Source organism: Paracidovorax avenae ATCC 19860 (genome assembly GCF_000176855.2).
Lineage (GTDB): Bacteria > Pseudomonadota > Gammaproteobacteria > Burkholderiales > Burkholderiaceae_C > Paracidovorax > Paracidovorax avenae.
In genome coordinates this window covers 2,139,737-2,153,804 of record NC_015138.1, presented here as the reverse complement: position 1 = coordinate 2,153,804, position 14,068 = coordinate 2,139,737, and the positions used below count along the sequence as shown (strand labels likewise).

At 71.8% G+C, this 14,068-nt stretch carries 11 protein-coding genes; 1 reads left to right on the top strand and 10 read right to left on the bottom strand.

Annotated features, from left to right (window positions below):
* Positions 1 to 22: 22 nt before the first annotated feature.
* The 3 genes from ACAV_RS09575 to ACAV_RS09565 form a co-directional block, all read right to left on the bottom strand.
* Entirely contained in the window at positions 23 to 712 is a 690-nt protein-coding gene (locus tag ACAV_RS09575; RefSeq protein ID WP_013594367.1) for a hypothetical protein, read from the bottom strand.
* 56 nt (positions 713 to 768) lie between these two features.
* Entirely contained in the window at positions 769 to 1,098 is a 330-nt protein-coding gene (locus tag ACAV_RS09570) for a hypothetical protein (RefSeq protein ID WP_013594366.1), read from the bottom strand.
* A 96-nt stretch (positions 1,099 to 1,194) separates the two neighbouring features.
* Positions 1,195 to 1,677 carry an Lrp/AsnC ligand binding domain-containing protein gene (locus ACAV_RS09565; RefSeq protein ID WP_013594365.1) on the bottom strand — a complete coding sequence of 161 codons (483 nt, stop codon included), beginning with the start codon at positions 1,675 to 1,677 and terminating at the stop codon, positions 1,195 to 1,197.
* 129 nt (positions 1,678 to 1,806) lie between these two features.
* Between ACAV_RS09565 and putA the strand changes: the two genes are divergently transcribed.
* Entirely contained in the window at positions 1,807 to 5,550 is a 3,744-nt protein-coding gene (gene putA, locus ACAV_RS09560) for a trifunctional transcriptional regulator/proline dehydrogenase/L-glutamate gamma-semialdehyde dehydrogenase (RefSeq protein WP_013594364.1), read from the top strand.
* Between the two features lie 23 nt (positions 5,551 to 5,573).
* Here the strand turns inward: putA and ACAV_RS09555 are convergent, their stop codons facing one another.
* The 7 genes from ACAV_RS09555 to ACAV_RS09525 form a co-directional block, all read right to left on the bottom strand.
* Positions 5,574 to 6,296: a DUF2325 domain-containing protein gene (locus ACAV_RS09555; RefSeq protein ID WP_013594363.1), complete on the bottom strand. Its 723-nt coding sequence runs from the start codon at positions 6,294 to 6,296 to the stop codon at positions 5,574 to 5,576.
* Positions 6,297 to 6,548: 252 nt separating this feature from the next.
* Positions 6,549 to 7,535: a FecCD family ABC transporter permease gene (locus tag ACAV_RS09550; RefSeq protein ID WP_013594362.1), complete on the bottom strand. Its 987-nt coding sequence runs from the start codon at positions 7,533 to 7,535 to the stop codon at positions 6,549 to 6,551.
* 41 nt (positions 7,536 to 7,576) lie between these two features.
* On the bottom strand, positions 7,577 to 8,569 hold the full coding sequence (locus ACAV_RS09545) for an ABC transporter substrate-binding protein (RefSeq protein WP_013594361.1): 993 nt from the start codon (positions 8,567 to 8,569) through the stop codon (positions 7,577 to 7,579).
* Positions 8,566 to 9,339 (bottom strand): ABC transporter ATP-binding protein, encoded by a 774-nt coding sequence (locus tag ACAV_RS09540; protein ID WP_013594360.1) that lies wholly within the window; start codon positions 9,337 to 9,339, stop codon positions 8,566 to 8,568. The genes ACAV_RS09545 and ACAV_RS09540 overlap by 4 nt, the downstream gene beginning before the upstream one ends.
* Positions 9,340 to 9,353: 14 nt before the next feature.
* On the bottom strand, positions 9,354 to 11,567 hold the full coding sequence (locus ACAV_RS09535; RefSeq protein ID WP_013594359.1) for a TonB-dependent receptor: 2,214 nt from the start codon (positions 11,565 to 11,567) through the stop codon (positions 9,354 to 9,356).
* 104 nt (positions 11,568 to 11,671) lie between these two features.
* Positions 11,672 to 12,439 carry a coniferyl-alcohol dehydrogenase gene (locus ACAV_RS09530; RefSeq protein ID WP_013594358.1) on the bottom strand — a complete coding sequence of 256 codons (768 nt, stop codon included), beginning with the start codon at positions 12,437 to 12,439 and terminating at the stop codon, positions 11,672 to 11,674.
* Positions 12,440 to 12,467: 28 nt separating this feature from the next.
* A complete protein-coding gene (locus tag ACAV_RS09525) occupies positions 12,468 to 13,949 on the bottom strand; it encodes an aldehyde dehydrogenase family protein (protein WP_013594357.1) in 1,482 nt (493 codons plus the stop codon).
* Between the last annotated feature and the right edge of the window lie 119 nt (positions 13,950 to 14,068).

Sequence of the window (14,068 nt, the reverse complement as noted above, 5' to 3'; positions counted from 1 at the left end):
CGTGCCTCGCTCGCAGGCGGGCTCAGCGGATGCCGCTGACCAGGCCGCTGCGCCCGTCCTTGTGCAGGCGCAACGGCGGCAACGAAAAATGTTCCAGGTCCTGCTTCGTGGCCGCGATGTCGATCCCGATGACCGCGGACGTGTCCGGGTCCACCTCCAGGCCCAGCGGCATCGCAGCGAACTGGACATAGTCGCGGCTGGCATTCCACCGGGGGTGGCCTCCGACCGCCTGGAGTTGCGTACCCACGTCCGCCCCCAATGCCAGCCCCGGAAGTCCGAAGCCGGGCAGCTTGCCATGCGGGCCGAAGGCGATGATGTTGACCACGCGGCCGTCGCGGAAACGGATCGCCAACTCTCCATGGTCCAGCGATCCGGGGGGCAGCGGATGGCGGGCCAGCCGCTCGTTCAGTCCGCGCGGATACAGGTACACGAGGACCGTGTCCGGTCGTGCCGCACCATGCCGGGTGGCATCCGGCTTGCCGAGCGCGTCTACCACATCCTGCTGGCGCATGCCCAGTGCCACCGGCCCGAGGCGCCGGCATGCCTCAGGAAGCGCTGCGACCGGGTCCTGCGCCGAGAAAGCCTGGCCGAGGGCCTCCCTGCACTCGGCACCTGCCTGCACGCCATCCGGCGCGGGAGCCGCCTGCGCGACGCCCAGGAAGACCGCTGCGCACAACAGCAGGCAGGCGAAAGATGGGGGCCTGGTAATCATCGGGCGCTCCTTCGTGGACCGCGATCGGAAAGGACAGGGACGAGAGTGCCCGGCAGTCAGCTGCGTGCGGGGCGCACCAGCCGCGGCACGGGATCGGAAGGCGGCAGGCCCACGCGGGAGCCGGGCACCAAGGCACCGGCGGGAAGGCGGTTGAATTCGATCTGGCAATCGCCGCTGTCCAGCGAGAAGACGAGGGTCGAACCCGGCGCGATGCGCGGCAGCGTCTGATGGATCTGCTGCGCCAGGTCGACCGGCGGCGTCTGCGACCGGTAGATCACCTGCTGGCTGGAGGAATAGACCACGTAGCACGCGGCGGAGGCCGAGGCACTCCACAGTCCCGCGGACAGCGCGGCGGCGGCGAACAGGGCGGATCGGCAGGCAGGCATCGGCGAAGCTCCTGGATGGGTGTGGCTGGGCCCGGAAGCGGGTAGCGCGAGGCCGATTATTGCGGACTTTGCGGCATGCATGGCCCGCCCGCCGGGTCAGGAGCGCACGGAGCGTTCATCCAGCGCCAGATGGAAGGAGTGCTTGACCTCCTCCATCACCGCATAGGTGCGCGTCTCGCGCACGCCCGGCAGTTGCCAGAGCACCTCTCCGGCGAACTGGCGATAGGCGTTCATGTCGGCCTGCCGGGTCTTGAGCAGGTAGTCGAACCCACCCGCCACCATGTGGCACTCCATGATGGCTGGATGGACTTGCACCGCGGCCTTGAACTGGTCGAACACGTTGGGCGTCGTGCGGTCCAGCAGCACCTCGACGAACACGAGCATGCCGGCGCCGAGCTTCTGCGGATTAAGCCGGGCCTCGTAGCCCAGGATGTAGCCCTCGCGCGTGAGCCGCTGCACCCGCGCGAGCACGGCCGTGGGCGACAGCGCGACGCGCTCGGCGAGCTTGAGGTTGGAGATGCGGCCATCGTCCTGCAGGATTGCCAGGATCCTGCGGTCCACTCTGTCGATTTCATCCACGACATGTCCAATTCATAGTGAAAAATTCATTCATGCCCGGCATTTTTGCGCATTAATTCAATCGCCTCGGCGAGATGATCGCAGGCATTCCCTCCACCTTCCTTCGTCCCGCCCCCGGACCGCACCGCCATGAACGCCCCGCACCCCTCCCTGCATACCCGGCCTTTCGCAGCCTTCGCACCGCGGCCCGCTGCCGCGGCCGCGCCGCTGCGCGACGCGATCACCGCGGCCTGCCGCATTCCAGAGCCGGAAGCCATCGCACCGCTGCTGGAACAGGCGCGCATCGAAGGTGCCGCGGCGCAGCGCGTGCATGCCCTGGCACTGCGGCTGGCGAGCGGGCTGCGCGAACGCAAGGGCGCGGGCGGCCGGGCCGGCTGGGTGCAGGGCCTGCTGCAGGAGTTCGCCTTGTCTTCGCAGGAAGGCGTGGCGCTGATGTGCCTCGCCGAAGCCCTGCTGCGCATTCCCGACAGCGCCACGCGCGACGCGCTGATCCGCGACAAGATCGGCGGCGGCGACTGGGAAGCGCACCTCGGCAAGAGCCCGTCGCTGTTCGTGAATGCGGCCACTTGGGGCCTGCTGCTCACCGGCAGGCTCGTGGCCACGCACAGCGAGCAGGGCCTCGGCGCTGCGCTGCGCCGCATCACGGCGCGCGGCGGCGAACCGCTGGTGCGCAAGGGCGTGGACGTGGCGATGCGCATGATGGGCGAACAGTTCGTGACCGGCGAGACCATCGCCCAGGCGCTGTCCAATGCCCGTCCGCGCGAGGCCCAGGGCTTCCGCTATTCCTACGACATGCTGGGCGAGGCCGCGCTCACCGCGGCCGATGCCGAACGCTACCTGCAGTCGTACGTGGACGCGATCCATGCCATCGGCAAGGCGTCCGCGGGCCGCGGCGTATACGAGGGCCCCGGCATCTCCATCAAGCTGTCGGCCCTGCATCCGCGCTACAGCCGGGCACAGCACGGCCGGGTGATGCAGGAGCTGCTTCCCCGCGTGCTGGGGCTCGCGGAACTGGCGCGCGGCTATGACATCGGGCTGAACATCGACGCCGAGGAAGCCGACCGGCTGGAGATTTCGCTGGACCTGCTCGAAGCGCTGTGCGCGGCGCCGTCACTCGCGGGCTGGAACGGGATCGGTTTCGTGATCCAGGCCTACCAGAAGCGCTGCCCGTTCGTGATCGACCACGTGATCGGTCTCGCGCGCCGCACCGGCCACCGCCTGATGGTGCGGCTGGTCAAGGGCGCCTACTGGGACAGCGAGATCAAGCGGGCCCAGGTGGACGGGCTGGAGGACTACCCGGTCTATACGCGCAAGGTGCACACCGACGTGTCCTATATCGCCTGCGCACGCCGGCTGCTGGCGGCGCCGGATGCCGTCTATCCGCAGTTCGCCACGCACAACGCGCACACGCTGGCCGCGATCCACGAACTGGCCGGCCCGGATCGCTACACGCCAGGCCAGTACGAATTCCAGTGCCTGCACGGCATGGGAGAGCCACTGTACGAGCAGGTCGTGGGCGCTGCAGGGTTGAACCGGCCCTGCCGGGTCTATGCGCCGGTCGGGACGCACGAGACGCTGCTGGCCTACCTGGTACGCCGGCTGCTGGAAAACGGCGCCAACACCTCGTTCGTGAACCGCGTGGCCGACGCCACGCTGCCGCTGGACAGCCTCGTGGCCGACCCGGTGGCGGTGGTGGCTGCGGAACCCGTCCCGGGCCGGATGAACCCGCGCATTCCGCTGCCGCCCGCGCTCTATGGACCGGCGCGCCGCAATTCCGCGGGGCTGGATCTCGCGAGCGAGGCGGTCCTCGCGCCGCTGGCCGATGCCCTGCACCGCCACGCGCAGCAGGATTGGGAGGCCGTGCCGCTGCTCGCCGGGCCGGCGCCGGAAGGCCCTCGCCTGCCGGTGCGCAACCCTGCCTGGCATGCGGACGTGGTGGGCACGGTGCAGGAAGCGAGCGCTCGCGACGTGGACCAGGCGCTGGAATGGGCGCAGGCAGAGGCCCCCGCCTGGGCCGCGACGCCCCCCGTGGAACGGGCTGCCGCGCTGCGGCGCGCCGCCGACGCGCTGGAGCAGCGCACGCCTGCCCTGCTGTCGCTGCTGGTGCGCGAGGCGGGCAAGACCTGCGCGAACGCCGTGGCGGAAGTGCGCGAGGCGGTGGACTTCCTGCGCTTCTATGCGGCCCAGGTGGAGACACTGTTCGGAGGGGGCACGGACGCATGGACGCCGCTCGGCCCCGTGGTGTGCATCAGCCCCTGGAACTTCCCCCTCGCCATCTTCATGGGGCAGGTGGCGGCCGCGCTCGCCGCCGGCAACGTGGTGCTGGCCAAGCCCGCCGAGCAGACGCCGCTGGTGGCGGCCGAGGCGGTGCGCATCCTGCACGGCGCGGGCGTGCCGCGCGGGGCCGTGCAGTTGTTGCCCGGCCAGGGCGAGACCGTGGGTGCCCGGCTGGTGGGCGACGGGCGCGTGATGGGCGTGCTGTTCACGGGCTCCACCGACGTGGCCCGCATCCTGCAGCGCAGCGTGGCGGGCCGGCTGGACGCCACCGGCCGGCCGGTGCCGCTGATCGCCGAGACGGGCGGCCAGAACGCGATGATCGTGGACTCCTCCGCCCTGGCGGAGCAGGTGGTGGCGGATGCCGTCGCCTCGGCCTTCGACAGCGCGGGCCAGCGCTGCTCCGCGCTGCGCGTGCTGTGCCTGCAGGACGACGTGGCGAACCGCGTGCTGGAGATGCTGCGCGGCGCCATGGAGGAACTGCGCATCGGCCGCCCCGACCAGCTCGCCACGGACGTGGGGCCCGTCATCGACGCCGAAGCGCGCGATGGCATCCTGCGCCACGTGGCCACCCTGCGCGAGCGTGGCCGCGCGGTGCACCAGGTGCCGGTGCCGCCGCAGGCCGGGGCCGAGGGCACCTTTGTGCCGCCCACGCTGATCGAGCTGCAGGACCTGTCGGAACTGGAGCGCGAGGTCTTCGGCCCGGTCCTGCACGTGGTGCGCTATCCGCGCAGCGGGCTGGACACGCTGCTGGACCGCATCGCTGGCACCGGCTACGGGCTCACCCAGGGCCTGCACACGCGCATCGACGAAACGGTGGAGCGCGTGCTGCGCCGTGCCCGCGCGGGCAATCTCTATGTGAACCGGAACATGGTGGGCGCGGTGGTCGGGGTGCAGCCCTTCGGCGGCGAAGGCCTGTCGGGCACCGGGCCGAAGGCCGGCGGCCCGCTGTACCTGCTGCGGCTGTTGACCCAGGCGCCCGGCGGCGCCATGCGAGCCGCCATCGCAGCGATGGCGGCCCCGGGCACCGGTGAAGGCGATGCGCCCGCCGCTCCGGCCCCACTGCAGGCGCTGCGGGAATGGGCGGGCGGCGCTGGCCAGGGCACGCTGGCGTCGGCCTGCCGCCAGTTCGCGCAGGACACGCCGGTAGGCAGCCTGCGCACGCTGCCCGGCCCCACGGGGGAGCGCAACCAGTACGGCGTGGCACCGCGTGAACGCGTTCTTTGCCTGGCCGATGCCGATGCGGACCGGCTGGTACAGCTGGCTGCGGTGCTGTCCGTGGACGGGCACGCTGTCTGGCCGTCGGCCGCAGCCGCGCTGCGTGCCAGCCTGCCTCAGGTCGTGCAGGAGCGCATCGTGCTCGTGGCGGACTGGCGTGCGCCCGCGGTGGCCGTGGATGCCGTGCTGCACCATGGCACCGAAGCATCGTTGCGGGAGGTGTGCCAGGCCATGGCAACGCGACCGGGGCCGATCGTGGGCGTCGCGGGCCATGCGCCCGGCGATGCCGCAGTGCCGCTCGAACGCCTGGTCCTGGAGCGCGCGGTCAGCATCAACACCGCGGCGGCCGGCGGCAACGCCAGCCTGATGACCATGGAGTGAGCCGGCAGCCGGCCCGGGCGGAATCAGCCTTCGGTCACGGCTGGAGCGGCCCGCGCCAGGCCGCGCATGACGTGCACCACCTGCGGCTGGTCCACCAGCACGCAGGGCTTGCCGGTACGGCGGCAGTGATCCTGCACGCGCCAATAGTCGTCGTGGCCCACGCAGCCGGTCTGGCAGATCACGAAATCCGCGGCCCGCAGGCTGGCCTCGAAGGCCGCCGCGTCGCCGGGCAGGCTGGAAGCCGCACCGGCCTGTACTGCATCGCAGGGAGCAGGCAGCTCGCCCGGGCCGAAAGGCCGCGCCACCAGCGCCCCGCCCGGCCCGCGCGCGATGCACACCACCGCCTGGGGAGCCGCCACGTCCGGCTGCGACCGCCGGGCCGCTCCCTTTCCTGCTCCGGCGGCATCGGCCGCTCCGGCGGGCGCGGCCGCGCGCCACTGCCAGTGCAGCACTTCCCGCATCAGGCCCTGCAGCCGCTGCGTGAGCCCCTCCACCTGCCGGGCCAGGGCACGGCGGCGGCGCAGGCCGGGCAGTGCTTCTTCCTGGCAGCGCCGATCCTCCCGTGCATACGCCAGCGCGGTTTCCGCCACGATCGCGCGCGCCCGCAGCCTCACCACTTCGGCCTGCAGGGCCTCGATCTGCCTCGCCTGCTCCGCCAGGTCACGGCTGCAGCGGCGCTGCGCGCGCCCGTACTCCGCCAGCAGTGCGCGGTGCTCATCCAGCACCGGTCCAGGAAAACCTTCCATGCAACGTCCCTCCAGAAGGCATGACCGGCGGCCACGGCAATGACCATCCGGCAAAAGAATGTATTGATAAGCATTCTCATTTAATGCTACACTGCCGTCAATCGCTGCCCCACACCACTTGCGGTGTGGCAGCCGCCCAGACAGGTTTCATCGTGGGGCGACTCCGGGCCTGAACCAGGTCCCATGGGTCGTTTTTGCCAGCCAACGGTTTGCCCGCGTAGCCAGGCTTTTTTTGCGATGCCCTGTCGAGGCTCACATGCTGCCGCTGCCGCGCCGCAGCAGCACGATCACGAAACACGCCCCCAACCCCGAGGTCACGATGCCCACGGGCAGTTCCTGCGCGCCCAGCAGCGACCGGGCCGCGAGGTCGCTGGCCAGCAGCAGGGCAGCACCCGATACGGCGGCGGCCACGGAGGAGGCCCGGTGCAGCGGCCCGGCCAGGCGGCGCGCCAGATGGGGCACCATGAGGCCGACGAATCCGATCAGGCCGGAAAGCGCCACGCAGCAGGCGGTGGCGAAGGCCGCCACCACGAATGCCTGGCGGCGCAGCCGCTGCGGCTCCACGCCCAGGCTGTGGGCGGTATCGTCGCCCGCCAGCAATGCGTCCAGCGCCCGGTGGCGCCGCGCGATGAACAGCGCCGGCACCAGCAGCCCGGCACCGGCCAGCCAGAGGTTGTCCCAGCGGGCGAGGCCCAGTCCACCCAGCGACCAGAACACGACGGAATGCGCGGCGCGCTGGTCGCCCGCAAAAATCAGCACATGGGTCAGGGCCCCGAAAAGAAACGACACCGACACACCGGCCAGCACGATGCGCGCGGGCCCCTGCCCCTGGCCACCCTGCACGATCAGCAGCACGGCCCCGGCGGCGACCAGGGCCCCCGCGAACGTGGCCAGCGGCAGCGTCCACATGCCCAGCGCGCTTCCGGCCAGGGTGATGACGGCGACCGCGCCGGCGGACGCGCCGGACGACAGCCCGAAGAGGAACGGGTCGGCCAGGTCGTTGCGCGTCGTCGTCTGCAGCAGGCTGCCCACGAGGGCGAGTGCCGCGCCCACGGCCATGGAAAGCAGCACGCGCGGCAGGCGCAGGTCCCGCACGATGGCCTGCGCCATGGTGCCCGTGCCGTCAGGCGCGCCAGCCCCCAGGGCGGAAAACACGTCCTGCCAGCCGACCGCCACCCCGCCGAACTTGAGCGACAGCAGCACCAGCGCCGCGAGCGCCAGCCCCAGCAGGCCAGGCATCCAGCGCCGCCAGCGCGCCGGATGCGCGGGTTCCGGCACGTTCACCGCACACCCCGCAGCGCCCGCGCGATCTTCTCGATAGCCCCGATGTTGGCCGGCCCGGGCGTGAGCTCCGCATAGCGCAGCACGATGAAACGCCCGTTGCGCACGGCATCCGTGAGGCGCATGGCGGGATGCTCCCGCAGCACGCGTTCCAGATGGTCCGGCCCCTGCCCGTTCTGGTAGTCCAGCAGGATCACGAACTGCGGATTGCGCTGCGCTACGGCTTCCCAGGCGGCCGTGCCCCAGCTCATGGGCAGGTCGTCCAGAATGTTGCGACCACCCGCGGCATCGATGAGCGCGGTGGGCATGGCGGCCCGGCCGGCGGTGAAGGGTTTGTCTTCGCCGGAGTCATAGACGAAGACACCGGGCCTGTGCGCCAGCGCGGGACGGTCGGCCGCGGCCACGCGCGCGCGCCAGCCATCCACGAGGCGTTGCGCCTCGGCGGTGCGGCCGAACACCTGCCCCAGGCGCAGCACGTCGCCATAAAGCAGGTCCATGGTCGCGCGGGGCTTGTCGGCCTGGTTCTGCGCGCAGCTTTCGGTCAGCACCAGCGTCTGGATGCCGCGCCGCGCGAGCGTGGTGGGGGTCACCTCGCCACCGGGCTGCATGCCGTAGTACCAGCCTGCGAAAAACAGGTCCGGCCGTGCCGCGACCAGTGTTTCCATCGTGGGGTATTTGGGTGCCAGTTCGGGCACCCCGTCGAGCGTGCGCAGCAGCGCCTCGCCCGTCTGCTTGTACCAGCCGGTGATGCCCGTCACGCCGACCAGCGCCGGGCGCAGGCCGAGGGCGAGCGCCATTTCGGTCATGTTCAGGTCGTGCACGACCAGCCGGCGCGGCGGCCGTTCGATGCGCAGCGGCTCCCCGCAGTTGGACACCGTCACGGGGAATGCAGCACCGGCATCCGGCGGGGCGGCGCCCGCCGCCGCCGCGGCAGCCTGCCACAGCGCCATCGGCAGCGCCCACCCGGCGATCCGGCGCAACCAGCCCGTCATGCGGCCTCCCGCTCGAAGGACCACAGCGTGCCGCCGTGCCGGGGGTGCCGCGTGTGCACCAGCTCCATGCCGAACACCTGCGCCACACATTCCACGCCCAGCGCCCGGGCGGGCGGCCCCTCGGCAACCAGGCGGCCGGACTGCAGCACCCAGGTCCGGTCGGCGAACGCCGGCACCAGCGCCAGCTCGTGCAGCACGGCCACCACGGTGATGCCAAGGCCGCGCACCAGGGCCAGCACGTCGGCGCGCGCCGCCAGGTCGAGGTGGTTGGTGGGCTCGTCGAGCAGCAGGAGTTCCGGCGCCTGCGCGAGCGCCCGGGCCAGGTGCATGCGCTGGCGCTCGCCGCCCGACAGGCTGCCCAGCGGCCGCTCCGCCAGGGCCTGCACGCCGCAGGTGCGCAGCGCGCCATTCACGGCGTGCGCGTGGTCGGCGGCTGCCACGCGGCCTTCGTGCGGCAACCGGCCGAGCGCCACATAGTCCCGGGCCCGCAAACGGCCCTGTGCCACGTCATCCTGCCCCAGCACCGCCACGCTGCGGGCGCGCTCGGCCGCCGGCCAGCGGGCCACGTCCCGGCCGCACCAGCGCACCGAGCCCGCAGAAGGCGCCATGCGGCCGGCGAGCAGTTTCATCAGCGTGCTTTTGCCCGCGCCGTTGGGGCCGACCAGCGCCACGCACTCACCGCGCATGGCCTCCAGGCCCACGCCCTGCAGCAGCCAGTCGCCGCGCGGCGACTTCCATCCGAGGCCCTCGGCCTGCAATGCCACGACCATGCCGCCGTCCGCGATCAGAGCGTCCAGCGCAGGGCCAGCTCGAAACTGCGCGGCGCGCCGAGCAGGATCTGGTCCGGATAGAACGGATCCGCCCAGGCGGCATAGACCTTGTTCGCCAGGTTGCGGCCCCGCAGGGTGAGCTGGGTGCCCGGGGCCACGTCCACGCTCCAGGCCGCATCGATCACGCGGTAGGCAGACAGGCGGACCGTGTTGGCGTCGCTGTGGAAGCGCTCGCCCACGTGCCGCAGCGAGGCCGAGACCTGCATCGGCAGGCCCGCGGTGAAGCGGTAGGCAGCGCCCACGCTGGCCATCACCTTCGGGGTGTTGGGGGGCGTGTTGCCGGAGAATGAAGTGCCATTGGCGAGCACGAAATCGTCGTAGCGCGCGCGGTTGAGGGCGAGCTGTGCCCAGACGCTCAAGGCGGCCGCGGGCCGCAACGCCAGGGAGAGCTCCGCGCCGCGGGAATGCAGCGCCCCTGCGCGCGCCAGCGATTGCCCGCCCTGCCCCGCATAGACATTGCGGCGTTCGGCATCGTAGAGCGCCAGCGTCCATTCGCCGCGGTCCTGCCAGAAGCCCTGCTTGACGCCCACCTCGGTATTGCGCGCCCGGGTGAGCTCCAGCGGCTGGGAGGGGCCGAGCAGGAAGATGTTGTTGGCGGCCACGTCGGCGCCCGTCGCAGCCTGGGCGTAGAGCATGGTGCCCGCCGCGGGCTCCCAGGTCAGGCCCAGCCGGCCGGTGGTCGGGTGCCAGGTCTTGCCGTAGGGAAAGCCGCGCCGCGCAGCGCCGGCCGCGTCGGTGGAGGTGCGGTCGAGCTCGATCGATTCGTGCCGCAGGCCCGCGATAAGTGCCACGGCCGGCGTGATGCGCAGCCGGTCCTCCAGCGCGACTGCCGCATTGCGCAGTTGCGTCGTCTGCCGCTGCTGCACCAGCGGGCCGTAGAAGCCGCGGTCGGGCGACAGCAGCGACACGCTGTCGCCGGGGAAGTTGGCGGCGCCGGGGCGGTCCAGGTCGGTATCGCTCAACTCCAGCGCGGCGACGAAGCGGTTTTCCCGGCCGGCGAGCCGGCCATCCCACTGCACCTCGGTCTTGTTGCCGGTGGTCGTCTGGTCCTGCGCCACGAAGAAACGCTCGCGGTCCACCAGGCCGGTGCCGGTATTGAACGCGAGCACCTCGTTGTTCAGCCACGAGCGCGTGGCGGTGTAGCGATAGAACTGGCTGCGCAGCGACCACGCCCCGTCGATGCGCCAGTCCACGCCCGTGCGCAGCCAGGTCTCGCGCGCCTCGTTGCGGTTGTCCAGCACGTTGTAGTTCGTGCGCAGCGTGCGGCGATCGATGGCCACCGGTGCGAGCACGCTGCCGTTGAAGCCCGAGACATAGGTGCCGGACACCACGCCCGGCTCCGGCTGGATGCCCGGCACCGACGCGGAAACCAGGGGCGTGCCCCAGTACGGATGGCCGCGATCACGCTGCACCTCCGCCGCCACGAACAGCTTGAGCCCCGGCTGCAGGTGCCAGTCCAGGCCGCCCGACAGGTGCCACAGGCGCTGGCCCGTGTCCCGCACGAAGCCGTCATTGTCCGAACCGCTCGCGTCGAGGCGGAAATCCACATCCTTCCAGGCCGTGGTGCCGCCGGTGCCGACGGACAGGCGCCGCTCGCCGAAGGATCCGGCCGCGGCGGTCACCTCGGTCTCCACCGGGCCGCGGTGCGGGGCGCGCGTGACGAAGTTCACCGCGCCGCCGGCCGCGCCCTCGCCCGACATCAGCGAGGCGGGCCCCTTGAGGAACTCCACGCGCTCGAGGTTCGCCGTACCCATGACGCGCGAGGTCATGTTCGGCGGGCCGATCTTGATGCCGTTGTAGAGGGTGTTGATCTGGCTGTTGGCGAAGCCGCGCATGGAGAACGCGGCCGGCTCCGCAGGGAAATCCCCCGCCAGCACGCCGACCGCGGCCTGCGCGGCTTCGGACACCGTGCGCAGCCCGCGCTCGGCGAGCATCTCGCGCGGCACCACGTCGATGGAGGCCGGCGTCTCGCGCACCGCCAGCCCGAGGCGCGAGGCCGCGGCGGCCGGCTGCGCGAGGCGCGGCGTTTCCGCGCGTTCGCGCACCTCCACCGCCGGCAGCTGGGTGGGCGACGGCCCGGAAGCGGACGACTGTGCCATGGCAGCCACGGGCACGGTACCCAGCAGGACAGCCCACGCGCGGGGCCCGGAAACGGAACAGAGAGGCATGGAATATTGTCGGCGACGCGCGGGCACGAACTGCCGTGCCGCTGTCGCCGATGTTAACGCAATCGTGTTGCATTAACAAAAATGCACGACTCCCGTGCAATGCGTCAGATGTAGGTCGATGCCAGCCCGCCGTCCACGGGCAGGTTCACTCCGCTCACCCAGCGCGCCGCATCGCTGCACAGGAAGCTGATGGCGGCCGCCACTTCGTCGCTGAAGGCGGGCCGTTTCATGCGGTGGGCATCCTTGCGCACGCGCTCGTCGCCCAGCATCCGCACGAAGTCGCCCAGGATGGGCGTCATCACCGGGCCCGGCGCCACGCAGTTCATGCGCACGCCGCGCCCCAGGAAGATCGCCTGCGACTGCGTCAGCGTCCAGACGATCAGCGCCTCCTTGAAGTACTGGTAGCACGTTTCCTGGGGCACGGGATGCTCCGCCAGCCAGGCCTGTCCCGCCGCGAAGTCCGGCGTGGCCGCGAGCGCGCGGTGCGGTTCCAGCCGCTGCGGCCACTCGGCCCCCAGGATCGAGGCCACGTTCACCACGCTGCCGCCTTCGGGCATGCGGGGCAGCAGCGCCTGCGTGAGGTGCCGCAGCCCCAGGTAGTTGATACGGGCCACGAGGTCGGCCGGCGCGGTGCCCGGCACCCCCGCGATGTTGCACAGCGCATCGATGCGGCCGGGCAGTTGCGCCACGGCAGCATCGATGGCCTCCGGCCCGGACAGGTCGGCCTTCACGAAGCCGTCCAGCGTGAGCGCCGGATCGTTGCGGTCGATGCCGATGACGCGGGCGCCCTGCCCTCGCAGCAGCTTGGCGGTGTCGCTGCCGATGCCGGAGCTCACGCCCGTGATGACGATGGTCCTGCCGTGGAATTGCATGGTGTCTGTCTCCTGGTCGTTATGGTGGTCAGAAAGGGAATGCGGGCGGCGCGGACTTGACGGTCAGCCATTGCCAGCGGGTGTATTCGTCGAGGTCCGCGGGCCCGCCGACGGAACTGCCGTTTCCGCCCAGGCCCGGGCCACCGAAGGGATTGGTGCATTCGTCGTTCACCGTCTGGTCGTTGACGTGCACCATGCCGGCATGGAGCCGCTGGGCCAGCGCCATGGCGCGCGCCACGTCGCGGCCGATCACCGCCGCGGCCAGGCCGCCCTCGCTGTGGTTGGCCAGGGCCACGGCCTCGTCGTCGGACTGGAAAGTGACGAGATTCACCAGCGGCCCGAAGGGCTCTTCGTCGAAGCTGCGCATGCCGGGCCGCACACCGGAGAGCACCGTGGGGCGGTAGCACAGGCCTTCGTGCGTGCCGCCGGCCTCCAGCGTGGCGCCTTGCCCCACGGTGTCCTGCACGATGGCGTCGAAGCGCGCCAGCTGCCGGGCATCGATCATCGGCCCGAGGGCCACCTGCCCGCTGGCCCCGTCGCCCACCGGCAGGTGCCGGGCCTTGGCCACGAGGCGCTCCTGGATGGCTGGCGCGATCGAGGCATGCACCAGCACGCGGTTCGCGGCCATGCAGATCTGGCCCTGGTGGAACCAGGCGCCGAAGGCGGCCGCGCTCGCGGCGGCATCCAGGTCCGCATCCTCCAGGATCACCAGGTTGTTGGCGCCGCCCAGTTCCAGCGACACCTTCTTGAGATGGCGCCCCGCCAGTTCGCCGATGCGCCGGCCCACCGCGGGCGAGCCGGTGAAGGCGATCATGGGCACGCGCGGATCGGCCACCAGTGCTTCGCCGGCTTCCGCATGCCCCGGAAGCACCTGCAGCAGGCCGGCGGGCAGGCCCGCATCCTCGAACACGCGGGCCAGCAGGTAGCCGCCGGCGGCCGGGGTCCGCGGGTCGGGCTTGAGGACCACGGCATTTCCCAGCGCCAGCGCCGGGGCGACCGACCGCAGCCCCAGCACCAGCGGGAAATTGAACGGCGAGATCACGCCCACCACGCCGTGCGGGACGCGCCGCGCGATCGACAGCCGGCCGGGCGTGGACGGCAGCACCTGCCCCTGCGCCTGCAGTGGCAGCCCGCCGGCGATGCGGCACAGGGTGGCCGCCTCGCGCGCTTCGAGCTGGCCCTTGGGCAGGATGCCGCCGGTTTCCCGGGCGACGGCCAGGGCCAGTTCGTCGAGATGCCGCTCGAACAGGCCGGCGGCGGCGAAGAGGATGGCGGCGCGTTCGCGCGGCCCGGTGGCGGCCCAGGCCGGCTGCGCGGCGTGGGCGCGGCCGATCGCGGCCTGCATGTCGGCGGCATCCGCGATCCCCGTGCCCCACAGCGGCTGGCCGGTCGCCGGCTCGACGACCTCCTCGCGTCCGGCCAGGCGGGTGGCCCAGCTGCCATCGAAGGCGGCGCCGTCCCAGCACTCCGGCCGGGCCCAGGCCAGGTGCGCATGTTCGGATGAACCCATGTCTGTCTCCTCTGAAGATGGAAAAAGCGCGGCTGGAACCGTCCGCGCCGCCCTGCATGGCGCAATCCGCGTACCAGCACGGCCCGCGGCAGGCCCGGGCCGGACGCAAGGCGGCCTTC

Excerpts from the sequence above, each read along its gene's own strand:
- ACAV_RS09575 (WP_013594367.1), bottom strand. The coding sequence starts at position 712 with ATGATTACCAGGCCCCCATCTTTCGCCTGCCTGCTGTTGTGCGCAGCG.
- ACAV_RS09570 (WP_013594366.1), bottom strand. The coding sequence starts at position 1,098 with ATGCCTGCCTGCCGATCCGCCCTGTTCGCCGCCGCCGCGCTGTCCGCG.
- putA (WP_013594364.1), top strand. The coding sequence starts at position 1,807 with ATGAACGCCCCGCACCCCTCCCTGCATACCCGGCCTTTCGCAGCCTTC.
- ACAV_RS09555 (WP_013594363.1), bottom strand. The coding sequence starts at position 6,296 with ATGGAAGGTTTTCCTGGACCGGTGCTGGATGAGCACCGCGCACTGCTG.
- ACAV_RS09550 (WP_013594362.1), bottom strand. The coding sequence starts at position 7,535 with ATGCCTGGCCTGCTGGGGCTGGCGCTCGCGGCGCTGGTGCTGCTGTCG.
- ACAV_RS09545 (WP_013594361.1), bottom strand. The coding sequence starts at position 8,569 with ATGACGGGCTGGTTGCGCCGGATCGCCGGGTGGGCGCTGCCGATGGCG.
- ACAV_RS09540 (WP_013594360.1), bottom strand. The coding sequence starts at position 9,339 with ATGGTCGTGGCATTGCAGGCCGAGGGCCTCGGATGGAAGTCGCCGCGC.
- ACAV_RS09535 (WP_013594359.1), bottom strand. The coding sequence starts at position 11,567 with ATGCCTCTCTGTTCCGTTTCCGGGCCCCGCGCGTGGGCTGTCCTGCTG.
- ACAV_RS09530 (WP_013594358.1), bottom strand. The coding sequence starts at position 12,439 with ATGCAATTCCACGGCAGGACCATCGTCATCACGGGCGTGAGCTCCGGC.
- ACAV_RS09525 (WP_013594357.1), bottom strand. The coding sequence starts at position 13,949 with ATGGGTTCATCCGAACATGCGCACCTGGCCTGGGCCCGGCCGGAGTGC.